The following is a 22460-nucleotide window of genomic DNA, read 5'->3' as shown; positions in this document are numbered from 1 at the left end:
GGTCGGCATGCGACCGACAAGCGAGAGCAACGCGCTCGGCATGCGACCGACAAGCGAGAGCAACGCGCTCGGCATGCGACCGACAAGCGATCGCGCTGAGCGGCAGTGCCCGGACACAAGCACCCGAAAGGGCGGGACACCCCCGTCGGGGCGCCCCGCCCTGAGGCAAGACCTGGATCCGAGCCTGCTCCTGGATATGAGCCCTACTCGTCGTCCTCGTCATCCAGCCGCGCCAGCCACGTGGCCAGCCGCTCCACCGGCACCTCGAAGTCCGGGTTGAGGTCGACGAACGTACGAAGCTGCTCGGCGAGCCATTCGAAGGTGACCTCTTCCTCGCCGCGCCGCTTCTCCAGCTCCTCGATGCCTCGGTCGGTGAAATACAACTCTTGCTCCAGTTGCGAACGAAGTTCCAGACGGACCCACAGACCCACAGGCCCTGGGCCTCCCCATCAGAGTAGGCCGTGGGTCGTCCCGCCCGCGTTCGGATGCGCGCCGCGACGGTCTCCCCTGCCGACCGCGACGGGTGGTCACCGGAACGAGTGTCTTGACTCCGCTGCACCGCGATATATCGTGTTCTTACGAGGACGCGATATGGCGTGTCGTGTCCCGTCCCGTCGAGTCATCCGGCTCCGGCCCTGTTCCGCCGCGCGGTCCGGCCCGTTCCAGGAGGTCAGCACATGTCCGAGTGGTCCATCGCAGAGCCGAGGAGGCTCACCTTCGACACCCCGGTGACGGCGCTGCACGTCCGCATCGTCAACGGCACGGTGAACGTGGTGGGCAGCGACGAGGGTTCCGCCCGCCTGGAGGTGTCGGAGGTGGAGGGCCCGCCCCTCGTGGTGACGCAGAAGGACGGCACGCTGACCGTGGCGTACGACGACCTCCCCTGGAAGGGCTTCCTCAAGTGGCTCGACCCCAGGGGCCGACGCCGTAGCGCGGTGGTCTCCCTGACAGTCCCGGCGTCCACGCGCGTGGAGGTCGGCGTGGTCGGGGCCAACGCCGTGATCTCCGGGGTCGACGGCGGCGCCGAGGTGAAGGGCGTGACAGGGGATGCCACGTTGGTCGGCCTGAGCGGCCCGGTCCATGCCGCGACGGTGTCGGGAAGCGTGGAGATCCAGGGCGTCTCGGGCGAGTTGCAGCTCAATTCCGTCAACGGCGATCTGACCGTCATCGAGGGCGCCTGCCCCCGGGTGAAGGCGGACTCGGTGAGCGGCTCGATCATCCTGGACCTGGCCCCCACGGGCGGCCCCACCGACGCCCGGCTGACGAGCGTCTCGGGTGAGATCGCCATCCGGCTCCCCCACGCGGTGGACACGGCGATCGATGCGAACACCACGGGCGGCGCCGTGTCGAACGCCTTCGACGAACTGCGCGTGAGCGGCGAGTGGGGCGCGAAGCGGGTCACGGGCCGCCTGGGCCGAGGCAACGGCACACTGAAGGCGACCACGGTCTCCGGCGCCATCGCCCTCCTGCGCCGCCCGCCCTCGGAGGACGAACCGGGGGACGAGCCCTGGGACAAGGAGCCGCGGCTCCAGCACGCGATACCCGAGCCGCGTGAGGCGTCCGACACTTCCTCCGACGGCACGACGACCGGTCCGACCGAGCGGAAGGGGCTCTGACATGCCTCCTGTCTTCGCCCATGGCCGACTGCGGCTCTACCTCCTGAAGCTGCTCGACGAGGCGCCGCGCCATGGATACGAGGTGATACGGCTGCTGGAGGAGCGCTTCCAGGGGCTGTACGCCCCCTCCGCGGGCACGGTCTACCCGCGACTGGCCAAGCTGGAAGCCGAGGGCCTGGTCACGCACACCACCGAGGGCGGCCGGAAGGTGTACGCGATCACGGACGCGGGCCGCGCCGAACTGGCCGATCGCAGCGGCGAGTTGGCGGACCTGGAGCTGGAGATCCGTGAGTCGGTCGCCGAACTGGCCGCCGAGATCCGGGCGGACGTCCGGGGCGCGGCAGGCGATCTGCGCCGCGAGATGCGGGCCGCGGCCACCGAGGCCCGGCAAGGCGCCCAGCAGCATCGCGGCTGGCACGGGGAGTACGGGGACCTGACCGACAAGGAGTCCTGGCGTGCCGCCAAGGAGGAGATGCGCCGCGCCAAGCAGGAGTGGAAGGAGCAGGCCCGGCGCGCCAAGGACGAGAGCAGGCGCGCCCGCGACGAGGCCCAGCGGGCGCGGCGCCAGGCCGACGAGGCCGAGGAGCGGGCGCGCGCCAAGGCACAGGAGGAGCTGCAGCGCATGGCGCGGCGGGTCCAGGAGCAGGTCCAGGACCACTTCGCGCGAGGCGACTGGCCGACGGGCGTACGCGAGGGACTGACCGAACTGGCCAAGGAATTCGGCGAGTTCGGAAAGGCCTTCGGGAGCGAGTTCGGGAAGGACTTCGGAAAGGACTTCGGCACCGGACGCAAGGGGGCGCCGGGCAGGTCGGGCGCGCCAGGTACGGCGGGTACGCCAGGTACGGGCACGTCGGGCATGCCAAGTACATCGGGTGCGTCGAAGACGCAGGAGGAACCGGAGTACTCGACGACCCCGGAGGAATTCCCCGGAACCTACGAACCCTCCTGGGCGCACGAGGACTTCTCGGGTGACCCGGCCCGCGCGCTCGACCGGCTGCTGGACCGCTTCCGTGACGACATCCGCGACATGGCCCGGGACCACGGCGTGAGCGAGGATCAACTACGCGAGGCGCGCCGCCATCTGTCGACCGCGGCGGCACACATCGGTGCGACGCTGCGGGCGCCGAAGGGGTGAGGACGCGGCGGCCTCGACGTCACGCCCCTCGGGGCGGCGGCGTCCGGTCACAGGCACTGCCAGAGGAAGCGGCCCTCCTTGGCGTCCGGTGCGGTGAAGGCGTAGCCGACTCCGGAGTCGCCGAAGTCGACGGTGAAGGGCAGGCGGCCGGAGTCGAGCTGCACCAGGAGGCGCCAGCCCTCGCCGGGGGTCTCCTCGCCCTGGAGCCAGCGCGGTTCGATCCCGGGTCCGCCGAGGAACTGCCAGGCGTGCCCGTCCGGATCGGTGCCGCCCGCCCCGGCCGGACGCGGCAGGTGGTCGGCGCCCACCGTCGGCCCCTCGGCCTGGGCTCGTACGGAGACGAAATCCGGGGTCCGGCCGCCGGGCTGAATGAGGAGGGCGTTCTCGCCGCCTTCCGGTTCGAAGGTGCCCTCGGCATCGCCGTCCGCCATGAAGAGATAGCCCAGCGCGCCGCCGTCCAGGGTGAACTGCCCGAGGAACTGCAGGGGTTCGCCGGTCCGGCGTGACAGCGGCCACTGCGGCTCCTCCAGCCACACGGGCTGGCCGCCGAGCTTGGTCACCGCCTCCCGGACGGGCGCCGCCGCGAGGGCGAACTCCACGGGCAGGGGCTCGGAGACGGGCGACGACAGGCGCTCGGACACGAGTTCTCCAAAGGCTCGGACGACCTGGACAAACCCCACCCTAGGTTCCTCGTCACCGTCCAAGCCCGACCGCCACGGCTCACCCGTCGAGGTCAGTTCACGGTCAGGACGATCTTGCCGAACTGGTCGCCCGTCTCCATGCGTTCGAAGCCCTCGCGGGCCCGGTCGAGCGGCAGTACCTGGTCGATGACGGGTCGCACGCCGGTGGTGGCGCAGAAGGAGAGCAGGTCCTCCAGCTCGTCCTTGGAGCCCATGGTGGAGCCGACGACCTTCAGCTCCAGGAAGAAGATACGGGTGAGTTCGGCGTGGGAGGGGCGGTCGCCGCTGGTGGCGCCCGAGATGACGAGCGTGCCGCCGGGCCGCAGGGACTTCACGGAGTGGGACCAGGTGGCGGCGCCGACGGTCTCGATGACGGCGTCCACCCGCTGCGGCAGCCGCGCCCCGGACTCCAGGGCCTCCACGGCGCCCAGTTCCAGCGCCCGCTTGCGCTTGGCCTCGTCGCGGCTGGTGGCGAAGACCCGCAGCCCGGCGGCCTTGCCGAGGGCGATCGCGGCCGTGGCGACACCGCCGCCCGCGCCCTGGACGAGGACGGAGTCACCGGGGCGCACACCGGCGTTGGTGAAGAGCATCCGGTAGGCGGTCAGCCAGGCGGTGGGGAGGCAGGCGGCCTCCTCGAAGGAGAGTTCCCGGGGCTTGGGCAGGACGTTCCACGTGGGTACGGAGACCTGCTCGGCGAAGGTGCCCTGATAGCGCTCGGTGAGGATCGAACGGGGCTCGTTCGGCCCGACCCCGTAGCCGCTCTGGCCGATGACGGAGTGCAGGACGACCTCGTTGCCGTCCTCGTCGACACCGGCCGCGTCGCAGCCGAGGATCATCGGGAGCCTGTCCTCGGTCAGACCGACACCCCGGAGGGACCAGAGGTCATGGTGGTTGAGGGAGGCGGCCTTGACCGTCACGGTCGTCCAGCCGGGCCTCCGTTCGGGAGCCGGGCGCTCTCCCAGCTCAAGGCCGGTGAGGGGGTGGTCGCGGTCGATGCGGGCAGCGTAGGCGGCGAACATGACCCTGACGATAGGCTCCGCCGCCGGACGACGGAACCAGGGCCGCTTGTGACACACGTCCCCGGGACAGGCCCCTTGACGACGATGGGCGGGGACGTACGTCCCCGCCCATCACCACACAGGCGACAGCAACGGCTAGCGCCGCGCGACTCCCTCGGCCCGCGCCGCGGCGGCCACCGCGGCCTTCACCGCCGGGGCCACCCGCTCGTCGAAGGGCGACGGGATCACGTAGTCGGCCGCCAGGTCGTCCCCGACGACCGCCGCCAGCGCCTCGGCCGCCGCGAGCTTCATGCCCTGGGTGATCCGGGACGCCCGCACCTGCAGCGCGCCCGCGAAGATCCCGGGGAAGGCCAGCACGTTGTTGATCTGGTTCGGGAAGTCGGACCGCCCGGTCGCCACCACGGCCGCGTACTTGCTCGCGACGTCCGGGTGCACCTCGGGGTTCGGGTTGGCCATCGCGAAGACGAAGGCACCCTCGGCCATCGAGGCCACGGCGGCCTCCGGGACCGTACCGCCGGAGACGCCGATGAAGACGTCGGCGCCCGCGAGGGCGTGCTCCAGCGAGCCGCTCAGCCCCGCCTTGTTCGTGAACTGCGCGAGCTCCCGCTTGACCGGCGTCAGATCCTCCCGGTCGCGCGAGACGACGCCCTTGCGGTCGGCGACGGCCACATCGCCGATGCCCGCCTCGACCAGCATCCGCGCGATGGCGATCCCGGCCGCGCCCGCGCCCGAGATGACGGCCCGCAGATCGCCGAGCCCGCGCCCGGTCAGCCGCGCGGCGTTGCGCAGGGCCGCCAGCGAGACCACGGCCGTGCCGTGCTGGTCGTCGTGGAACACCGGGATGTCCAGCCGCTCCTGGAGCCGGCGCTCGATCTCGAAGCACCGCGGCGCCGAGATGTCCTCCAGGTTCACGCCCCCGAAGGAAGGCGCGAGCCGGACCACGGTCTCGACGATCTCGTCCACGTCCGTGCAGTCGAGCGCGAGCGGGACCGCGTCCACTCCGCCGAACTGCTTGAACAGGATCGCCTTGCCCTCCATCACGGGGAGGGAGGCCTCGGGGCCGATGTCACCGAGCCCCAGCACCGCGGTGCCGTCCGTCACGACGGCGACCACGGAGGACTTCCATGTGTAGTCGTGGACCAGCTCCGGCTGCTCCGCGATGGCCGTGCACACCCGGGCGACGCCGGGCGTGTACGCGAGGGACAGGTCGTCCTTGTCGCGGACCGGCACGGTGGCCTGCACAGCCATCTTGCCGCCGCGGTGCAGCGCGAACGCCGGGTCGAAGGAATCGTGGGGCTCGACCCCGCCGTCCTGATCCGTACTGTTGTCGCTGCGAGGATTGACGATCTCCGCTGCCACTGTCTCGTACCCCTTAGATGTTCATGGTTTGAGGGTGTCCACTCCTGGTTGAGGGGTGGGCGGGCACCGCGTATGGCCCACATCAGTGATACGCACGAGCGCATACGCGACGGGCGCGCCGCACACGCGCCCTGAGCCCCGGATTCGGGGTGTAAGGAACCTTCTTACCGGACGGATGCTGTTCGGGACGAGTCCATAACACTAAGGTCACGCCGGTGAGATGACTCATGCCCGGAAAGCTGGACAAGACGGCGACACATCCCCACACGGCCACGCATACGGCGCGCGAGTGACCACATCGTGAGATGGGCCGTAGATCTTCCGGTCGGAAAGGGGGAATTCCGAACAAGGTCATGCCTCGTTCGGCCTTCCATGAGCGGCTCGGGGGTCACCCGTTATCCGATTTTGACATAGCGGGTCACCTGAATGCTGGAGTCCGAATGGCAAGATGCCTCAACCACGCGAGGTCGCGACACCCAATGGTGTGTGTTCTCGTCGACCCATCGGCTATCCCATCCCGCCGGAGGAACCACCATGACCGCACGATCCACCCGCCGCTCGGCCACCACGCGCTCCCGGATAGCCGCGGTCGGTGCCATCGCGGTCGCGGGCACTCTGCTGCTCACCGGCTGCGGCGACCAGACGAAGAACAAGGACCGGGGCTCGGGCGACACGTCGGCGCCGCTGGCCGACTCGCTCCCGGACGAGATCCGCCAGGCCGGTGTCATCAAGGTCGGTTCGGACATCGCGTACGCACCGGTCGAGTTCAAGGACAAGTCCGGCAAGACGACCGGTATCGACCCGGACCTGGCCGACGCCATGGGCAAGCAGCTCGGCGTGCGGTTCGAGTTCGAGAACGGCACCTTCGACGCCCTCCTCACGGGCATCCGTTCCAAGCGCTACGACGTCGCCATGTCGGCGATGACCGACAACAAGAGCCGCCAGCAGGGCGTCGACCCGCACACCGGCAAGAAGGTCGGCGAGGGCGTCGACTTCGTCGACTACCTGACCGCGGGTGTCTCCATCTACACGCGCAAGGGCCAGACCGGCGGGATCACGGGCTGGCCGGACCTGTGCGGCAAGAAGGTCGCGGTGGAGCGCGGCACGGTCTCCGAGGACCTGGCCAAGATCGAGGCCAAGAAGTGTCCGAGCGGCAAGAAGCTCACCATCGAGGCCTTCGACGACGACCAGCAGGCCCAGACGCGGCTGCGCTCCGGCGGTGTCGACGCCGTGTCCTCCGACTTCCCGGTCGCCGCGTACGCGGTGAAGACCTCGGGCGGTGGCAAGGACTTCGAGATCGTCGGCGACCAGGTCGAGGCCGCCCCGTACGGCATCGCGGTCGCCAAGGGGAACGAACAGCTCCGCAACGCCCTCCAGGCGGCGATGACCGCGATCATCAAGAGCGGCGAGTACCAGAAGATCCTCGACAAGTGGGGTGCCGGGGACGGCGCCGTGAAGGAGTCCGTCATCAACGGCGGCAAGTGACCGCGCCGCAGCGGCCACTGAAAGGTATGACCCGTGACTGTTGACATCGACAAGACGGCGGGCCGGGAGACTCCCCCGGACGGACCGCGGGCCATCAGGGCCATCCCGGTCCGGCACTACGGACGGTACGTCTCCGCGGTCATCGCGATCGCGGTGCTCGTCGCGATCGTCTACGCGTTCGGCCAGGGCAAGATCAACTGGCAGGCCGTGCCGGACTACTTCTTCGACGACCGCATCCTGACGGGTGTGAGCAAGACCCTTCTGCTGACGGCCCTGTCCATGGTGATCGGCATCGTCGGCGGCATCGTGCTCGCCGTGATGCGGCTGTCGAAGAACCCGGTGACCTCGTCGATCGCCTGGTTCTACATCTGGTTCTTCCGCGGCACGCCGGTGCTGGTCCAGCTCTTCGTGTGGTTCAACCTCGGCCTGGTCTTCGAGTACATCAACCTCGGTCCGATCTACAAGGACTACTGGTCGTCGTTCATGACGCCGCTGCTGACGGCGCTGCTCGGACTCGGTCTGAACGAGGCCGCGTACATGGCGGAGATCTGCCGGGCCGGTCTGCTCGCCGTCGACGAGGGCCAGACCGAGGCGGCCCACGCGCTGGGCATGAGCCACAGCAAGACGCTGCGCCGGATCGTGATCCCGCAGGCGATGCGCGTCATCGTGCCGCCGACGGGCAACGAAGTGATCAACATGCTGAAGACGACCTCGCTCGTGGCAGCCGTCCAGTTCCAGGAACTCTTCCGCTTCGCCCAGGACATCGGCCAGACCTCAGGCTCCCCGGTGGAGATGTACTTCTGCGCCGCCGCCTGGTACCTGATCATGACCTCGATCCTCAGCGTCGGCCAGTACTACGTCGAGCGCTACTACGCGCGCGGCTCCAGCCGGCAGCTACCGCCCACCCCGTTGCAGAAGGTGAAGGCCCATCTGACGTCCTTCTCGAGCAGGAAGGTCGCGGCATGACCGAGAAGACCGTCAAGAAGACCACCGCCGAGCCGAGCGACGCCGGCGTGCCCATGGTGAAGGCGGAGGGCGTCCACAAGTCCTTCGGCCCGGTCGAGGTCCTCAAGGGGATCGATCTGGAGGTGAAGCCCGGTGAGGTGTTCTGCCTGATCGGACCCTCCGGCTCCGGCAAGTCGACCTTCCTGCGGTGCATCAACCACCTGGAGAAGATCAACGCCGGACGGCTGTACGTGGACGGCGAGCTGGTCGGCTATCGCCAACAGGGCGACAAGCTCTACGAGTTGCGGGACCGCGAGGTCGCGCAGAAGCGCCGGGACATCGGCATGGTCTTCCAGCGCTTCAACCTGTTCCCGCACATGACGGCCGCCGAGAACGTCATCGAGGCGCCGGTCCAGGTCAAGGGCGTGGCCAAGAGCCAGGCCAGGGAACGGGCCATGCAGTTGCTGGAGCGCGTGGGCCTGGCCGACAAGGCGGGCAACTACCCCTCGCAGCTCTCCGGCGGCCAGCAGCAGCGCGTCGCCATCGCGCGGGCGCTCGCGATGGACCCGAAGCTGATGCTGTTCGACGAGCCGACCTCGGCGCTCGACCCAGAGCTGGTCGGCGACGTCCTCGACGTCATGCGCGACCTCGCCGAGTCGGGCATGACGATGGTCGTCGTCACCCATGAGATGGGCTTCGCCCGCGAGGTGGGTGACTCGCTCGTCTTCATGGACGGCGGTGTGGTGGTCGAGTCCGGGCACCCACGGGACGTCCTGACGAACCCTCAGCACGAACGGACCCAGTCGTTCCTGTCCAAGGTGCTCTAGGCTCCGCTGTGCTGGTGAGGGGGCGGTACGGGGGTCCCCGTACCGCCCCCTCACCGCATGCCCTCACCTCATGCCCTGGCCGCATGCCCTCACTTGAGCGCGAGCAACAGCGTGTCCGAGGGCGAGCACCATACCGGGCGGGCCTCGGCGAAGCCCTTCTCGCGCAGCACGCGCGCGTGCCACGCGGCCGAGGGCATCTCCCCGTCGGCGTGGGAGCCGTAGATCTCGAAGCGGCGGGCGGTCGGCGCGGCGAGCACCGGGTCCTCGGCGGCCCGCTGCCACCACTCGGCCCAGTCGAGCGCGCCACCGCGCTGGGTCCGGTCCATGCGGGTGTGGCGCAGGATGCTCTCGGCCGCGTTGATCCGGGGCGTCGTGTCGTCGATCATGTGATCGGCGTTCATGAACACGCCGCCGTGGCGGACGAGTTCGGCGAGCTGCCCGTAGAGGATCCCGAGGGGTTCGTTCCGCAGCCAGTGGAGGGCCGTGGCGGTGAGGACCGCGTCGTACACACCGTGCGGCAGACGCGCGGGCCAGTCCGGGTCCTTGAGATCGGCCTCGACGAACGTGACCCGCTCGTCGCCCGCGAACGTGCCGCGGGCGATGGTGAGCAGCGCGGGGTCGAGGTCGACACCGGTACTAATGGCGTCGGGGAAGCGGTCGAGCAGCCGGGCCGTGATGCTGCCCGTGCCGCAGGCGAGGTCGAGGACGCGCGGTTCGGTGCCGACGCAGGCCTCCACCATGTCGAGCATGATCCGGAAGCGTTCCTCGCGGTCGGGCATGTACCACTCCTGCTGGCGGTCCCAGCTCTCCTGCCAGGCCTGCCAGTCGGTGGCCGCCGTGGTGTTGGTGTCCGTCATCGTCGCCCCTCCGTAGTGTCCCGCCACGTAATACCCTGGACGCACGACCGTCTGTTACCCGACCGCATCACGACCTTAGAGTGCCTGCGTAAGGACTACAAGTGGAACTGGCCTATTACTCCGACTACGCCGTGCGTCTCGTGAACAGCGAGGAACCGGACCGGGGCAAGGACGCTCTGACCACGGTGGAGGCCGTCCGCGGCCTCTTCGGGGCCAACCAGGCGGCGGCGCGGCGCGCGACCGACGCCGACGTGACCCGGTTCCGCTCCGTGCGGGCCAGGCTGCGCTCGGTGTTCGAGGCGGCGGACCAGGGCGACGAGACGCTCGCGGTGGATCTGCTGAACTCGCTCCTCCTGGAGTTCCCGGTGAGCCCGCAGATCTCCGGACACGACCAGCGGGGCGACAACGGCCGCCCCTTGTGGCATCTGCACCTCGCGGACCACCCGTCGAACGCGACGGCGGGATTCGCGGCGATCGCCGCGATGGGCCTGGCGTTCCATCTCACGGAGTACGGGGTGGACCGCCTGGGCGTGTGCGAGGCGGCCCCCTGCCGCAACGCCTACCTCGACACCTCGACCAACCGCTCCCGGCGGTACTGCTCGGACCGCTGCGCCACGCGCGCGAACGTGGCCGCCTACCGCGCCCGCAAGCGCCTGGAGGCCGACCGGTCGCCGAGCACGGGGCGGACGGCGAACAGCGCCCAGACCGCCCGCGCGAACAGCGAGCGCTGACCCGCCTTGAGCGGCCGGTAGCGCCAGCGCACCTTCCCGAGGACGAGTTCCTCGGGAACGGCGCCGTAGTCCGTGCTGTCCCCGCCCGCGTACGCGTTGTCGCCGAGCACCCACCAGCCACCCTCGCGCAGCTCCACGGCGCGCTTGACCACCAGCAGATCCTGCTGGAAGGGGTGGCGCAACACGATCACGTCCCCCGGCCGGACCCGCGCCCCGTACCGTACGAGGAGCCGGTCCCCGTGCTGCAACGTGGGCACCATGGACGGCCCCGTCACCTCCGCCGCCCCGAACGGCAGCAGAGCCTTCGTACGCTCGGTCTCCTGTGACAGCTCGGGCATCACTGGCACCTCCCCGGTCCGATCCTCCACCAGCACCAGTCTCACCCTGGACTTTTGTCGTAAGCCCATGGGGGCACTCGCGAAAACCCGTCACCTACGGAGTAATGTCCCACCAAGAGACGACGATCACGAGGAAGGACAGCTTCATGCTCTCCCGCCTGTTTGCCCCCAAGGTCAAGGTCAGCGCCCACTGCGACCTGCCCTGCGGCGTGTACGACCCGGCCCAGGCCCGCATCGAGGCGGAGTCGGTGAAGGCCGTTCAGGAGAAGATGGCCGCGAACGACGACCCGCACTTCCAGGCGCGCGCCATTGTCATCAAGGAGCAGCGCGCCGAGCTCGCCAAGCACCACGTCTCGGTGCTGTGGAGCGACTACTTCAAGGCCCCGCACTTCGAGAAGTACCCCGAGCTGCACCAGTTGGTCAACGACACCCTGAAGGCCCTCTCGGCCGCCAAGGCGTCCACGGACCCGGCCACGGGCCAGAAGGCGCTGGACTACATCGCCCAGATCGACAAGATCTTCTGGGAGACGAAGAAGGCCTGATCTTGGATCATGCCGCTTGACCTGCGATTCCTTTGATCGCCTGGTCTACCTTTCCGCACCCGGTCCGCGGGCCGCCGAGCACGGCGTCCATGACGGTCCGGGTGCGGTCTTCTTCGGCGGGCCGATCTTCCCGGACTGAAGCCGCTGCCCCTCGACGCGGACGGAGTCGGCCTTGAAGTCGACATCCGACGCCTTCAGGCCGAGCAACTCGCCTGTACGCAAGCCTGATCCGGCAAGCGTGACGATGGCCGCACGGACAGTTCACCCTCGCCGCCCACGCGGCAGCGACTCGGCACAGCACCTCGAGTGCACGCGTCCGTCACTTGGAAGAGCGATAGGCCACGGGACCCCGGACGGATGCCCTGCGTCTTGCAGCTGCCCTGGTGGTGTCATGCGTCCCAACAGGATCCCGAGCCCCCTCGCGCCAGCAACTCCCCCTGCAGGACGCGTACGACTACTCATCCCTATAGGGAAGTTGGCGGAGGACGGTCGTCGGTCTCTCCGTTCTGCCGCGTGGGGGGTGCCTCGTGCTCCTGTGGCGTGTTCCGTGGGCATTCCGGGTTGCGGCAAGGGCCGGGGCGCCATACGGGGACGTAGGCGCCCAGGGTCTTGCGGCGGCCTACGGCTCTGGCGACGGGCTGCCCGCACGCGGGGCAGACGTAGTCGTTCCTGCCCATGGAGTCAGGGTAGGACCGTGCGGCGGCCGTGGTCGAGGGGAGAGCCCGAGAGCCCCGCGCATCGGTGGGGGTGCGCGGGGGCTCCGGGTCAGGTGCTGCGTCGGGTCACGAACTCGGCCAGGGCCAGCAGGCCGCCCGCCGCCTCCGGATCGGGGATCGCCCGGGACAGCTCCTGCATCGCCCGCGCCATCCGGTCGGCCGCCTGCTGCTGCGCCCAGTCACGGCCGCCCGCCCGCTCGACGGCGAGCACCGTTCGTTCCAACTCGCCGTCTTCGTACGGTCCTTGGTACAGCTTGGCCAGTTCGGTGGCGGCCTCCGTGCCGGAGGTGAGCGCGGCGACCACGGGGAGTGACTTCTTGCGGGCCATGAGGTCGGCGCCGGCCGGCTTGCCGGTGCGGCTCGGGTCCCCCCAGATCCCGATCACGTCGTCGATGAGCTGGAAGGCGAGCCCGGCCTCGCGGCCGAACGCGTCCAGCGCCTCGACATCCGCGTCGTCCGCGCCCGCGTACAGCCCGCCGAGGGCGCAGGCACAGCCGAGGAGCGCGCCCGTCTTCGCCTCGGCCATGGCGAGCACCTCGTCGAGGGTGACCTCATGGGGGCCGCGCCGTTCCATGGCCGTGTCCGCGTGCTGCCCGGCGCACAGTTCGAGCACGCAGGACGCGAGGCGGGCGGCGGCTGCCCCGGACGCCGGGTGCGTGTCCTCGGCGAGCAGCCGCAGGGCCAGCGCCTGGAGGGCGTCCCCGGCGAGGATCGCGTCGGCGTCACCGAACACGGTCCAGGCGGTGGGGCGGTGACGACGGGTGGTGTCCCGGTCCATCACGTCGTCGTGCAGCAGCGTGAAGTTGTGGACCAGCTCCACGGCCGCGGCGGCCCGTACGGCGGCGGACCGGTGTCCACCGAGCGCACCGGCCGCGGTCAGGACGAGCGCGGGCCGTATCGCCTTGCCCGCGTTGCCCGCCGCCGGAGTACCGTCCGCCTGCTCCCAGCCGAAGTGGTAGAGCGCGATCCTGCGCATCGAGCCGGGCAGCGAGTCGAGCGCCCGGCGCAGCTCCGGGTCGACCACGGCGCGGGCGCGCTCCAGGATCGCCGGGGCCTCATGGCCGTCGAGCGGTCCCGCGGGCCCCGGGAGCGGGGCGCGCAGCCCCCGGGAAGGGGCGGGGCCCCGCCGCACGAGGCTCTGCTCCGTCAACTCGCCCATGGCACCGCCTCGAAGCGCCCGCGGAGGGTGCCGTGTTCACCGCCGGGCGGGCGCCCGGAGGGTGGCCTAGTCCCGTCCGGCGGGAACACGGCGTGCCACTGGTGGGGCCGGGTCACCCCCAGCGGCCGATCTCGACGTTCTCCAGGACGCCCAGCGCGTCCGGCACCATGACGGCCGCCGAGTAGTAGGACGTCACCAGGTACTTGATGATCGCCTGGTCGTTGATGCCCATGAAGCGCACGGACAGGCTGGGCTCGATCTCGTCCGGGATGCCCGACTGCCGCAGCCCGACGACGCCTTGTTCGTCCTCGCCCGTACGCATGCAGATGATGGAGGTCGTACGGGCGTTGCTGACCGGGATCTTGTTGCACGGGAAGATCGGCACCCCGCGCCAGGTGGGGATGCGGTTGCCCCCGATGTCGATGCTCTCCGGGACGAGTCCGCGCTTGTTGCACTCGCGGCCGAAGGCGGAGATCGCGCGCGGATGGGCGAGGAACAGCTTGGATCCCCGCCTGCGGCTGAGCAGTTCGTCCATGTCGTCGGGGCTGGGCACGCCGTCGTGGGGCTGCAGCCGCTGGTCGTACTCGCAGTTGTGGAGCAGGCCGAAGTCCTGGTTGTTGATCAGCTCATGCTCCTGGCGTTCCTTCAACGCCTCGACCGTGAGCCGCAGTTGCTGCTCGGTCTGGTTCATCGGCTGGTTGTAGAGGTCGGCCACGCGCGAGTGGATGCGCAGGACCGTCTGCGCGATGCTCAGTTCGTATTCGCGGGGCGCGACCTCGTAGTCCACGAAGGTCTGCGGGATGTCCGGCTCTCCGCTGTGGCCGGCGGCGAGGTCGATCTCCTTCTCTCCGTACCGGTTGGAGCTGTGCTCCGGGACCGTGCGCTGCTGATGGAGGTGTTCGCGCAGTGACGTGGCGCGTTCCGCGATCTGGTCGACGTCCCGGCGGGGCAGGGCGAGCACCGTGCACGTGGTGACCGCGCGGGCGGTGTACTCCCAGATGGCGTCCGGGTCGAGCAGGGCCTGCTCGCCGAAGTAGGCGCCGTCGGCGAGGACTCCGAGCACCGCGTCGTCCCCGTAGGGACCCGTGCCGATCTTCTGGACCTTGCCGTGGGCCAGCAGCAGCACCTCGTCGGCCTGGCTGCCGAACTCGGCGATCACATCGCCGGGCGCGAACCTGCGCTGCTGGCAGCGCTGGGCCAGCTCGCCCAGCACGTCCAGGTCGTCGTACGTACGCAGGGCCGGCAACTCGCCCAGTTCCGCGGGGATGACCGAGACCTGGTCGCCGGTCTTCACGAACGTCACACGACCGTCGCCCACGGTGTAGGTGAGGCGGCGGTTCACCCGGTACGTGCCGCCCTGCACATTCACCCACGGCAGCATGCGCAGCAGCCACCGTGAGCTGATCTCCTGCATCTGCGGTACGGACTTGGTCGTGGTGGCCAGGTTCCGTGCGGCCGCTGTGCCGAGACTCTGCTGCGGCCGGTCCTGCTCCGCGCGGACCTCTTCGCCTACCGACATGTGGTTTTGCCCTCCCGATCATGCATGGATCTGCGGGGAAGAGCCTTCCAGTACGGAGCGTGTCGATGCTATTACCCGAAAGAGCGGGAATGGATCAACGCGCGCCTGGGCACAATTGATCACTTCTTCACGTCGGCTCACGTCGGCTCTCGTCGCGTCACGTCGCGAGCTGGGTGCGGGACGACGGCGAAGTGGCGTGCCGCGTACGGGAACTCCTTGATCGGCCCGGCCGTTCCAGCCAGTGACGGACGACGAGGGGAGACGGGGATGACAGGCTTCCTGGACCGGGCGAAGGAGCAGGCGCAGCGCGGACTGGCGCAGGGGCGGCAGAAGTTCGACGAGGTGCAGGCGCAGCGGGCGGGCAACGAACTGCTGCGGAAGCTGGGTGCGGCGTACTACGCGGAGCGTCGCGGCAGCGGCACCCCCGACGCGACCCAGCGGGCGCTCCAGGCGATAGAGAGCCACATCGCGACCCATGGGGACGGCTTCCTGCACTCCTGACGCCCGGAGCCGCCAGGGCCGCCGCCCGGTCCGGCGCGCCCCGGACGGGTGTCCGACAATGGTGGGGTGACCAGCCCTGATGTGCCTGTGCCGCGCCCGCCGAAGGCGCCCGACCCCGCCGTGCTGCGTCCGCGTCTGCCGTCGCCGTTGCGGGAGGTCGCGGACGAACGCTTCGCGCGGCGGGGTGTCCGGCTGCTGCTCAAGCGAGACGATCTGATCCACCCGGACCTGATCGGCAACAAGTGGCGCAAGCTCGCCCCGAACCTGCGGGCGGCGGGCGGCCGTCCGGTGCTCACGTTCGGCGGTGCGTACTCCAACCACCTGCGGGCCACGGCCGCCGCGGGCCGGCTGCTGGGGCTGGAGACGATCGGCGTGGTCCGCGGCGACGAGCTGGCCGACCGTCCGCTCAACCCTTCCCTCGCCCGGTGCGTGGGCGACGGCATGCGGCTGCACTTCGTCGCCCGGTCGACCTACCGCCGCAAGTCCGAGCCGGAGACCCTGGCCGGGATCCTGCGCGCGGCGGACGCCGGGCAGGCGTACGTGGTGCCGGAGGGCGGCAGCAACGCCCTGGCCGTACGCGGCTGTCAGGCGCTCGGTGAGGAGTTGCGCGGCCGGGCGGATGTCGTCGCGGTGGCCTGCGGCACCGGCGGCACCCTGGCGGGTCTGGCCGCGGGCCTGTCCCCGGACCAGCGGGCGCTGGGGATCCCCGTCCTCAAGGGGGACTTCCTGGCCGCCGACACGGCCGCCCTCCAGACCCGGGCCTTCGGTGGCCGCCGGGGCGACTGGTCCCTGGACACCCGCTTCCACTTCGGTGGCTATGCCCGCGTCTCCGACGAACTCGAGGATTTCGCGGCCGACTTCGAGGCCCGCCACGGCCTCCTGGTGGAACGTCTCTATGTCGCCAAGCTGCTCTATGGACTTGTCGCTCTGGCCGAGGAGGGCGCCTTCCGCCGGGGGACGACCCTGGCCGCGGTGATCACCGGGTTGCCCTTCGGCGAGGGCCGGACCGACACCCCGGCAAGGCTCACGTCGTCTCCCGATAGGCTGCCGCTTCCTCCAGGTCCAGCCGTCTGAGCAGGATGCGGAGCATCTCGTCGTCGATGGCGCGCTGGTCGCGGAGGTGCACGAAGACCTCGCGTTCCGCGCCGATCACCTCGCGGGAGAGCCGGCGGTAGGTGTCGTCGTGCGACTCACCGGTCACCGGGTTCACCGAACCCAGCCGCTCCCACACGGCGTTGCGCCGGTGTTCGAGGACCGTGCGGAGGCGGTCCACCAACGGCGGCGGCAGGGCGTTGCGTTCGTCGGTGAGGAGTTCGTCGAGGCGCTGTTCGGCGGCCCGGGATGCCTGTGCCTGGGCGTTGGCCTCCGCGAGGGTCTCGGCCTGGGCGTCGCGCCCCGGCAGGCGCAGCATCCGGATCAGCAGGGGCAGGGTCAGCCCCTGCACCACGAGCGTGCCGATCACCGTCGTGAAGGTCAGGAAGAGGATCAGATTGCGGTGCGGGAACGCGCCGCCGCCGTGCACCGTGAGGGGGATCGAGAACGCGATCGCGAGCGAGACCACACCTCGCATCCCGGCCCAGGCGATGACGAACGGCGCCTTCCAGGTGGGGTTCTCCTCGCGCCTGCGGATGTGCGCGAACAGCACGCGTGGCAGGAAGGTCGCCGGATACACCCACACGAACCGCGCGACGGCGACCACGAGGAAGAGGGCCACCGCGTACCCGGCCGCGCTCAGGCCCTCGTAGCGGCCGACGCCCCGCAGGACGAACGGCAACTGCAGGCCGATGAGCGCGAACACCGCCGACTCCAGGAGGAACGCGGCCATCCTCCACACCGCCTCCTCCTGGAGCCGGGTGGCGAAGTCGACCTGCCAGTTGCGGTGGCCGAGGTAGAGGCCGACGACGACCACGGCGAGCACCCCGGAGGCGTGCGCCCACTCCGCGACCCCGTAGGCGACGAACGGGATCAGCAGGGAGAGGGTGTTCTGCAGCAGCGCCTCCGTCAGACGGGTGCGCAGCCAGTGGATCGGCACCATCAGCGCCAGCCCGACCAGGACCCCGCCGACCGCCGCGATCAGGAACTCCCGCAGGCCGCCCGCCCAGGTGGCGCCCTCCCCGATCGCCGCCGCCAGCGCCACCTTGTACGCGGTGATCGCCGTCGCGTCGTTCACCAGCGACTCGCCCTGCAGGATCGTGGTGATCCGCGACGGCAGCCCCACCCGCCGGGCGACCGCCGTGGCCGCGACCGCGTCCGGCGGCGCGACCACCGCGCCCAGCACCAGCGCCGCGGTCAGCGGCAGATGCGGGACGATCAGATACGCCGCCCCGCCCACGACCACGGTCGCGAAGAGCACGTACCCGACGGACAGCAGCGCCACCGGCCGCATCTGGGCGCGCAGGCCCAGATAGGAGCTGTCGGTGGCCGCCGCGTACAGCAGCGGCGGCAGCACCAGCGGCAGGACGACGCCGGGGTCGAGGGTGTACACGGGCACCCCGGGCACGTACGAGACCGCGAGACCCACCGCGACGAGCAGCAGCGGTGCCGGTACGGGGGTGCGGCGCGCGAGACCGGCGACGGCGGCACTGCCCGCGATCAGTAACAGCAGCGGCAATACGTCCATCGGCTTCCCGTCCGCTCTCGTTCCGGTCCGGCCGGTCCGGTTCGCTCTCGTTCCGGTCCGCTCTCGAATTCGCTCCGCTTCCCGCGGACCCGTCGTAACCTGGCCACCATGAAACAGTGCACGCACATCGATGCGCTGCCGCGACCCGAGCCCGCCCCCCGGAGCGAGACGTGCCTGGAGTGCCTCGCCGCCGGCACGGATCCGGTGCAACTGCGGCTGTGTCTGGAGTGCGGACACGTGGCCTGCTGCGACTCCTCTCCGCTGCGTCATGCGACGGCGCACTACGAGGATTCCGGCCATCCGGTGATGCGTACCTTCGAACCGGGCGAGAGCTGGCGTTGGTGCTTCGTCGACCATGGACTCGTGTGACCCTGGTGGCGAACGGTTCGGGGCTCCGACGCCGGGGTACGTCAATCCGGCGCGCGCTCTTCCGAATTGGGCCCGCACACCCCTAGCCACTGTACGTATACATAGGTTTACTATGAGTGATGGCGAGGGGTCGGGGTCCCAGGGACAGGAAATCGAGAGCGCGATAACGTCACCGCTGAACCAGTAGGGCGTTACCCCGGGGGGCGACCCTCGGCCCCCGAAAGAGCATGTATCACCTTGGAGGTGAGGGTGTCCCAGATCGCAGGCGAGCCCGCGACCCAGGACTTCGTGGAAGTCCGGCTGCCGGCAGCGGGTGCCTACCTGTCGGTGCTGCGCACGGCCACAGCCGGTCTCGCGGCCCGTTTGGACTTCACCCTCGACGAGATCGAGGACCTGCGCATCGCGGTCGACGAGGCCTGCGCGATCCTGCTTCAGCAGGCCGTGCCCGGCTCGGTGCTCAGTTGTGTCTTCCGGCTCATCGACGACTCTTTGGAGGTCACGGTCTCGGCCCCGACGACGGACGGTCACGCTCCGTCGCGGGACACGTTCGCGTGGACCGTCCTGTCGGCCCTGGCCGGCAAGGTCTCCTCGGCGGTCGCCGATGACAAGACCGTGTCCATCAGCCTCTACAAACAGCGCGGCGCGGGACCCGGGCCGACGTGACGAACGGGGACGGGCCGGTGCGGGACGAAGAGCGCGGCACACGGGAACTTTCCAGCGGGAACGCCGGCAGCCCGAGCGAGCCGCCGCGTGCGGCAGGCGGCGTGGACGGCATTCCCGAGCAGGCCCGCCCACACCCGGAGGACGACGCTTCGGCGGTCGTTCCCGAGGGTCCTCCCCCGCGAGCGACGTCGAGAGCGCGCAAGGAGCCGGGAGCCGGGGGAAGGGTGACGGGCGGGACGATGAGCGAGCACGAGCGAAACGCCGAGCAGGGCACACCGGCCGGCGCACGGCACGACCCGCAGGACCGCAGCGGAGCGCGGGCCATGTTCGTGGAGCTGCGCGGGCTGAAGAAGGACAGCCAGGAGTACGCGGAGCTGCGCAATCGGCTGGTCCGTATGCATCTGCCGCTCGTGGAGCACCTCGCGCGCCGCTTCCGCAATCGCGGTGAGCCGCTGGACGACCTCACGCAGGTCGCCACCATCGGCCTGATCAAGTCGGTCGACCGCTTCGACCCGGAGCGCGGGGTCGAGTTCTCGACGTATGCGACCCCGACGGTCGTCGGCGAGATCAAGCGTCACTTCCGTGACAAGGGCTGGGCGGTGCGGGTGCCGCGGCGGCTGCAGGAGCTGCGCCTGGCCCTCACGACGGCCACGGCCGAGCTGTCCCAGCAGCACGGCCGCTCCCCGACGGTCCACGAGCTGGCCCAGAAGCTGGCCATCTCGGAGGAGGAGGTCCTGGAGGGCCTGGAGTCGGCCAACGCGTATTCGACGCTGTCCCTGGACGTTCCCGACACCGATGACGAGTCACCGGCGGTCGCGGACACCCTGGGCGCGGAGGACGAGGCGCTGGAGGGCGTCGAGTACCGCGAGTCGCTGAAGCCGCTGCTGGAGGATCTGCCGCCCCGGGAAAAGCGGATCCTGCTGCTCCGCTTCTTCGGCAACATGACGCAGTCGCAGATCGCGCAGGAGGTCGGCATCTCGCAGATGCACGTCTCGCGGCTGCTGGCCCGGACCCTGGCGCAGCTACGGGAGAAGTTGCTGGTCGAGGAGTGACCGAGGGCGACCGGGACACCGGTCGCCCTCCGGCTACTTCTGGTCCGGTGCACCCCCGGGGCCCCGGATGCCCAGCGCCCGCGTGGTCTCCGAGTTCACCAGGAGCACCAGCGCCGTGACCGCCACCACCGCGAGCACGATCCCGGCCGGGATCGCGACGCTGTCGGCCTGGAGCAGGTTGTAGGCCACCGGCAGCGCGAGGATCTGCGTGATCACGGCGGGCCCCCGGCTCCAGCGGCGGCACAGCAGCAGCCCCCGCGCGGCCAGCAGGGGCAGCAGCGCGAGCACGATCAGGGTGATGCCGCCGGTGACGGCCTGCTGACGGTCGTCCGAGCCCGTGAGGCCGAGGACGAGCATCCAGACACCGCCCACGGTCAGGGCGAGCCCCTCCAGCCCGGCCAGCGCGGCGGCGACGGTCAGCCGCCCGGGACGGGGCTCGGCGGCGGGGGTCGAGGAGGTGGGGTTCTGCTCAGCGCTCACCCCAGAAGGGTAGCCGTCGCCCCCGAGGGACCCGGCCTCGGCGCCCGTCTCGGCGAAGCCCTCGGCGCCCGTCCCGGCGCAGCCGCGGCTCCCTCCTCTCTTACGGAATTCCCACCTCGGTCCCGGTCGGTACCCCTCAGTAGGTACGCTGCACCCCATGCGTGCACTTCTCGTGGTCAACCCGGCGGCAACCACCACAAGCGCACGAACGCGTGACGTTCTCATCCACGCGCTGGCGAGTGAGATGAAGCTCGACGTGGTGACCACCGAGTACCGCGGGCATGCCCGGGACCTCGGTCGGCAGGCGGCGGAGAGCAATGACGTCGAGCTGGTCGTGGCGCTCGGCGGTGACGGCACCGTCAACGAGGTCGTCAACGGCCTGCTGTACCGCGGCCCCGACCCGGATCATCTCCCCGGTCTCGCCGTCGTCCCCGGCGGTTCGACGAACGTCTTCGCCCGCGCGCTCGGCCTGCCCAACGAGCCGGTGGAGGCCACGGGCGCGCTCCTCGACGCGCTGCGCGAGCGCCGCGAGTACACGGTGGGCCTCGGGGTCGCCGCGGGCACCCCGGGGACCGAGGACGAGGCGGCGCCCGCGCGCTGGTTCACCTTCAATGCCGGACTCGGCTTCGACGCGGGTGTCGTCGGCCGGGTCGAACAGCATCGGGAACAGGGCAAGCGTTCCACCCATGCGTTGTATCTGCGCCAAGCGATGCGTCAGTTTCTGGACGATCCGCATCGCAGGCACGGAATGATCACGTTGGAACGCGCCGGCGAAGAGCCGATCACCGATCTCGTCATGTCCATAATCTGCAACACCGCGCCCTGGACGTTTCTCGGCAATCGTCCGGTGTACGCGTCACCTAAGGCCTCGTTCGATACCGGGCTCGACATACTCGCCCTCCGTCGCATGTCGACGGCTTCGGTTGCCCGGTATGCGACCCAGTTGCTCACTTCGTCCCCCGACCGCGGGCCGCACGGCAAGAACGCGGTCTCTCTTCATGATCTGACCGAGTTCACCTTGCATTCGAAGGCGCCACTCCCCCTCCAGATGGACGGTGATCACCTGGGCGTCCGTACGAGCGTGACGTTCACAGGCGTACGCCGTGCACTGCGTGTGATTGTGTGAGCAGAAGAGCCCAAAGTCCTTTCACTCGAACGTTTAGGCCAGGGTCCACCCCTTGGAAGTACGGCTGTGACCTAGTCGACACCAAGGAATCAAAAAAAACTTTCCGGAAGGGGTTGTATCCGCCGCTGAGGTTTGCGAGTCTCTACGTGGCGCTCGGGACGGCTCGCACCATCGACCCCCACAGAGAGCCCGAACCCCTCCTCAATCCAAAGGACCACGTCAGCACGTCTGACGCTCGGCCCTTCACTTGTCGAGGGATTCGTGAAAGCGTTCACATTCACAAGCATCCCTGCACGTAATACCAAGGAGAGGTAGCAGCCATGGACTGGCGTCACAACGCCGTTTGCCGCGAGGAAGACCCCGAGCTCTTCTTCCCCATCGGCAACACCGGTCCCGCGCTGCTGCAGATCGAGGAAGCCAAGGCCGTCTGCCGCCGCTGCCCGGTGATCGAGCAGTGCCTGCAGTGGGCGCTCGAGTCCGGTCAGGACTCCGGCGTCTGGGGTGGTCTCAGCGAGGACGAGCGCCGCGCCATGAAGCGCCGCGCCGCTCGCAACCGGGCCCGTCAGGCCTCCGCCTGACACACCCACCCCGCGAGCCTGAGCCTGGCGGCATCCGTGCCTCACGGCACGACGTCGTAGACAGCGAGAGCGTCTCCCGCCCCCCGAGCCGCAGCGCGCAGTAGCCGGCATCAGCCGGACATCAGCTTTCAGCCCCGGACCCT

Annotated in this window: 24 protein-coding genes and 1 pseudogene; 14 read left to right on the top strand and 11 right to left on the bottom strand. The window is 69.9% G+C overall.

Annotation, left to right across the window (positions count from 1 at the left end; all coding sequences use genetic code 11):
* Window positions 1–203 precede the first annotated feature (203 nt).
* Window positions 204–383, bottom strand: coding sequence for a DUF6104 family protein (locus tag NGF19_RS04545; RefSeq protein WP_003992906.1), 180 nt, complete (start codon window positions 381–383; stop codon window positions 204–206).
* 294 nt (window positions 384–677) lie between these two features.
* Here NGF19_RS04545 and NGF19_RS04540 point away from each other — a divergent pair, with 294 nt between their 5' ends.
* Window positions 678–1616 (top strand): DUF4097 family beta strand repeat-containing protein, encoded by a 939-nt coding sequence (locus NGF19_RS04540; RefSeq protein WP_252422331.1) that lies wholly within the window; start codon window positions 678–680, stop codon window positions 1614–1616.
* A 1-nt stretch (window position 1617) separates the two neighbouring features.
* Window positions 1618–2751 carry a PadR family transcriptional regulator gene (locus NGF19_RS04535; RefSeq protein ID WP_252422330.1) on the top strand — a complete coding sequence of 378 codons (1134 nt, stop codon included), beginning with the start codon at window positions 1618–1620 and terminating at the stop codon, window positions 2749–2751.
* A gap of 47 nt (window positions 2752–2798) precedes the next feature.
* Here the strand turns inward: NGF19_RS04535 and NGF19_RS04530 are convergent, their stop codons facing one another.
* The 3 genes from NGF19_RS04530 to NGF19_RS04520 form a co-directional block, all read right to left on the bottom strand.
* Window positions 2799–3392 carry a YwqG family protein gene (locus NGF19_RS04530; RefSeq protein ID WP_252422329.1) on the bottom strand — a complete coding sequence of 198 codons (594 nt, stop codon included), beginning with the start codon at window positions 3390–3392 and terminating at the stop codon, window positions 2799–2801.
* Window positions 3393–3484: 92 nt separating this feature from the next.
* Complete coding sequence (locus NGF19_RS04525) at window positions 3485–4450, bottom strand: zinc-binding dehydrogenase (protein WP_252422328.1); 966 nt, start codon at window positions 4448–4450, stop codon at window positions 3485–3487.
* A 135-nt stretch (window positions 4451–4585) separates the two neighbouring features.
* Window positions 4586–5809, bottom strand: a complete 1224-nt coding sequence (locus NGF19_RS04520) for an NAD(P)-dependent malic enzyme (protein ID WP_252422327.1) — start codon at window positions 5807–5809, stop codon at window positions 4586–4588.
* Between the two features lie 534 nt (window positions 5810–6343).
* On the opposite strand from NGF19_RS04520, the gene NGF19_RS04515 reads away from it, so the two are divergent.
* Genes NGF19_RS04515 through NGF19_RS04505 form a run of 3 tightly spaced genes read left to right on the top strand, consistent with a single transcriptional unit; the run spans window position 6344 to window position 9066 of the window.
* Window positions 6344–7294, top strand: coding sequence for an ABC transporter substrate-binding protein (locus NGF19_RS04515; RefSeq protein WP_252422326.1), 951 nt, complete (start codon window positions 6344–6346; stop codon window positions 7292–7294).
* Between the two features lie 33 nt (window positions 7295–7327).
* The gene (locus tag NGF19_RS04510; protein WP_252422325.1) at window positions 7328–8260 is read left to right on the top strand and encodes an amino acid ABC transporter permease; all 933 of its coding nucleotides are present in this window, start codon (window positions 7328–7330) and stop codon (window positions 8258–8260) included.
* Window positions 8261–8313: 53 nt separating this feature from the next.
* A complete protein-coding gene (locus NGF19_RS04505) occupies window positions 8314–9066 on the top strand; it encodes an amino acid ABC transporter ATP-binding protein (protein ID WP_252422633.1) in 753 nt (250 codons plus the stop codon).
* Window positions 9067–9155: 89 nt separating this feature from the next.
* Here the strand turns inward: NGF19_RS04505 and NGF19_RS04500 are convergent, their stop codons facing one another.
* On the bottom strand, window positions 9156–9923 hold the full coding sequence (locus NGF19_RS04500; RefSeq protein WP_252422324.1) for a class I SAM-dependent methyltransferase: 768 nt from the start codon (window positions 9921–9923) through the stop codon (window positions 9156–9158).
* 101 nt (window positions 9924–10024) lie between these two features.
* Here NGF19_RS04500 and NGF19_RS04495 point away from each other — a divergent pair, with 101 nt between their 5' ends.
* A complete protein-coding gene (locus NGF19_RS04495) occupies window positions 10025–10654 on the top strand; it encodes a CGNR zinc finger domain-containing protein (RefSeq protein ID WP_252422323.1) in 630 nt (209 codons plus the stop codon).
* Here NGF19_RS04495 and sodX read toward each other — a convergent pair.
* Entirely contained in the window at window positions 10558–10992 is a 435-nt protein-coding gene (sodX, locus tag NGF19_RS04490; RefSeq protein ID WP_252422322.1) for a nickel-type superoxide dismutase maturation protease, read from the bottom strand. The genes NGF19_RS04495 and sodX overlap by 97 nt on opposite strands.
* A 146-nt stretch (window positions 10993–11138) precedes the next feature.
* Between sodX and sodN the strand changes: the two genes are divergently transcribed.
* A complete protein-coding gene (gene sodN / locus NGF19_RS04485; RefSeq protein WP_252422631.1) occupies window positions 11139–11534 on the top strand; it encodes a superoxide dismutase, Ni in 396 nt (131 codons plus the stop codon).
* A 111-nt stretch (window positions 11535–11645) separates the two neighbouring features.
* On the opposite strand, the pseudogene NGF19_RS31090 reads toward sodN, so the two are convergent.
* From NGF19_RS31090 to NGF19_RS04475, 3 genes and pseudogenes are all read right to left on the bottom strand, one after another.
* A pseudogene (locus NGF19_RS31090) lies at window positions 11646–11792 on the bottom strand (tyrosine-type recombinase/integrase); the annotation flags it as partial.
* Window positions 11793–12299: 507 nt separating this feature from the next.
* On the bottom strand, window positions 12300–13409 hold the full coding sequence (locus tag NGF19_RS04480; protein ID WP_252422321.1) for a family 2 encapsulin nanocompartment cargo protein polyprenyl transferase: 1110 nt from the start codon (window positions 13407–13409) through the stop codon (window positions 12300–12302).
* Between the two features lie 112 nt (window positions 13410–13521).
* A complete protein-coding gene (locus tag NGF19_RS04475) occupies window positions 13522–14928 on the bottom strand; it encodes a family 2B encapsulin nanocompartment shell protein (protein ID WP_252422320.1) in 1407 nt (468 codons plus the stop codon).
* A gap of 267 nt (window positions 14929–15195) precedes the next feature.
* Between NGF19_RS04475 and NGF19_RS04470 the strand changes: the two genes are divergently transcribed.
* Together NGF19_RS04470 and NGF19_RS04465 are read left to right on the top strand one after the other, a co-directional pair.
* Window positions 15196–15429 carry a hypothetical protein gene (locus tag NGF19_RS04470; RefSeq protein ID WP_252422319.1) on the top strand — a complete coding sequence of 78 codons (234 nt, stop codon included), beginning with the start codon at window positions 15196–15198 and terminating at the stop codon, window positions 15427–15429.
* A 66-nt stretch (window positions 15430–15495) separates the two neighbouring features.
* On the top strand, window positions 15496–16503 hold the full coding sequence (locus NGF19_RS04465) for a 1-aminocyclopropane-1-carboxylate deaminase/D-cysteine desulfhydrase (RefSeq protein ID WP_252422318.1): 1008 nt from the start codon (window positions 15496–15498) through the stop codon (window positions 16501–16503).
* On the opposite strand, the gene NGF19_RS04460 is transcribed toward NGF19_RS04465, so the two are convergent.
* The gene (locus NGF19_RS04460; protein WP_252422317.1) at window positions 16454–18049 is read right to left on the bottom strand and encodes a Na+/H+ antiporter; all 1596 of its coding nucleotides are present in this window, start codon (window positions 18047–18049) and stop codon (window positions 16454–16456) included. The genes NGF19_RS04465 and NGF19_RS04460 overlap by 50 nt on opposite strands.
* A 108-nt stretch (window positions 18050–18157) precedes the next feature.
* Between NGF19_RS04460 and NGF19_RS04455 the strand changes: the two genes are divergently transcribed.
* The 3 genes from NGF19_RS04455 to NGF19_RS04445 all read left to right on the top strand — a co-directional run bounded on the left by NGF19_RS04455 (window position 18158) and on the right by NGF19_RS04445 (window position 20133).
* Window positions 18158–18418, top strand: coding sequence for a UBP-type zinc finger domain-containing protein (locus NGF19_RS04455; RefSeq protein WP_252422316.1), 261 nt, complete (start codon window positions 18158–18160; stop codon window positions 18416–18418).
* 249 nt (window positions 18419–18667) lie between these two features.
* A complete protein-coding gene (locus tag NGF19_RS04450; RefSeq protein ID WP_252422314.1) occupies window positions 18668–19081 on the top strand; it encodes an ATP-binding protein in 414 nt (137 codons plus the stop codon).
* A complete protein-coding gene (locus tag NGF19_RS04445; protein ID WP_252422312.1) occupies window positions 19078–20133 on the top strand; it encodes an RNA polymerase sigma factor SigF in 1056 nt (351 codons plus the stop codon). Before NGF19_RS04450 ends, NGF19_RS04445 begins: the two co-directional genes overlap by 4 nt.
* Window positions 20134–20166: 33 nt before the next feature.
* Here NGF19_RS04445 and NGF19_RS04440 read toward each other — a convergent pair whose 3' ends face one another.
* Window positions 20167–20613: a hypothetical protein gene (locus NGF19_RS04440; protein WP_252422311.1), complete on the bottom strand. Its 447-nt coding sequence runs from the start codon at window positions 20611–20613 to the stop codon at window positions 20167–20169.
* Between the two features lie 157 nt (window positions 20614–20770).
* On the opposite strand from NGF19_RS04440, the gene NGF19_RS04435 reads away from it, so the two are divergent.
* The gene (locus tag NGF19_RS04435) at window positions 20771–21739 is read left to right on the top strand and encodes a diacylglycerol/lipid kinase family protein (RefSeq protein ID WP_252422310.1); all 969 of its coding nucleotides are present in this window, start codon (window positions 20771–20773) and stop codon (window positions 21737–21739) included.
* Window positions 21740–22059: 320 nt separating this feature from the next.
* Window positions 22060–22317, top strand: a complete 258-nt coding sequence (locus NGF19_RS04430) for a WhiB family transcriptional regulator (protein ID WP_003992873.1) — start codon at window positions 22060–22062, stop codon at window positions 22315–22317.
* Window positions 22318–22460: the final 143 nt, after the last annotated feature.

Source organism: Streptomyces macrolidinus, from assembly GCF_023887685.1.
Classification (GTDB): domain Bacteria; phylum Actinomycetota; class Actinomycetes; order Streptomycetales; family Streptomycetaceae; genus Streptomyces; species Streptomyces macrolidinus.
This window is presented reverse-complemented; position numbering and strand designations above follow the sequence as displayed.

Excerpts from the sequence above, each read along its gene's own strand:
- NGF19_RS04540 (WP_252422331.1), top strand. The coding sequence starts at position 678 with ATGTCCGAGTGGTCCATCGCAGAGCCGAGGAGGCTCACCTTCGACACC.
- NGF19_RS04535 (WP_252422330.1), top strand. The coding sequence starts at position 1,618 with ATGCCTCCTGTCTTCGCCCATGGCCGACTGCGGCTCTACCTCCTGAAG.
- NGF19_RS04525 (WP_252422328.1), bottom strand. The coding sequence starts at position 4,450 with ATGTTCGCCGCCTACGCTGCCCGCATCGACCGCGACCACCCCCTCACC.
- NGF19_RS04515 (WP_252422326.1), top strand. The coding sequence starts at position 6,344 with ATGACCGCACGATCCACCCGCCGCTCGGCCACCACGCGCTCCCGGATA.
- NGF19_RS04505 (WP_252422633.1), top strand. The coding sequence starts at position 8,314 with ATGGTGAAGGCGGAGGGCGTCCACAAGTCCTTCGGCCCGGTCGAGGTC.
- NGF19_RS04500 (WP_252422324.1), bottom strand. The coding sequence starts at position 9,923 with ATGACGGACACCAACACCACGGCGGCCACCGACTGGCAGGCCTGGCAG.
- sodX (WP_252422322.1), bottom strand. The coding sequence starts at position 10,992 with ATGCCCGAGCTGTCACAGGAGACCGAGCGTACGAAGGCTCTGCTGCCG.
- sodN (WP_252422631.1), top strand. The coding sequence starts at position 11,139 with ATGCTCTCCCGCCTGTTTGCCCCCAAGGTCAAGGTCAGCGCCCACTGC.
- NGF19_RS04480 (WP_252422321.1), bottom strand. The coding sequence starts at position 13,409 with ATGGGCGAGTTGACGGAGCAGAGCCTCGTGCGGCGGGGCCCCGCCCCT.
- NGF19_RS04475 (WP_252422320.1), bottom strand. The coding sequence starts at position 14,928 with ATGTCGGTAGGCGAAGAGGTCCGCGCGGAGCAGGACCGGCCGCAGCAG.
- NGF19_RS04470 (WP_252422319.1), top strand. The coding sequence starts at position 15,196 with ATGACAGGCTTCCTGGACCGGGCGAAGGAGCAGGCGCAGCGCGGACTG.
- NGF19_RS04460 (WP_252422317.1), bottom strand. The coding sequence starts at position 18,049 with ATGGACGTATTGCCGCTGCTGTTACTGATCGCGGGCAGTGCCGCCGTC.
- NGF19_RS04455 (WP_252422316.1), top strand. The coding sequence starts at position 18,158 with ATGAAACAGTGCACGCACATCGATGCGCTGCCGCGACCCGAGCCCGCC.
- NGF19_RS04435 (WP_252422310.1), top strand. The coding sequence starts at position 20,771 with ATGCGTGCACTTCTCGTGGTCAACCCGGCGGCAACCACCACAAGCGCA.
- NGF19_RS04430 (WP_003992873.1), top strand. The coding sequence starts at position 22,060 with ATGGACTGGCGTCACAACGCCGTTTGCCGCGAGGAAGACCCCGAGCTC.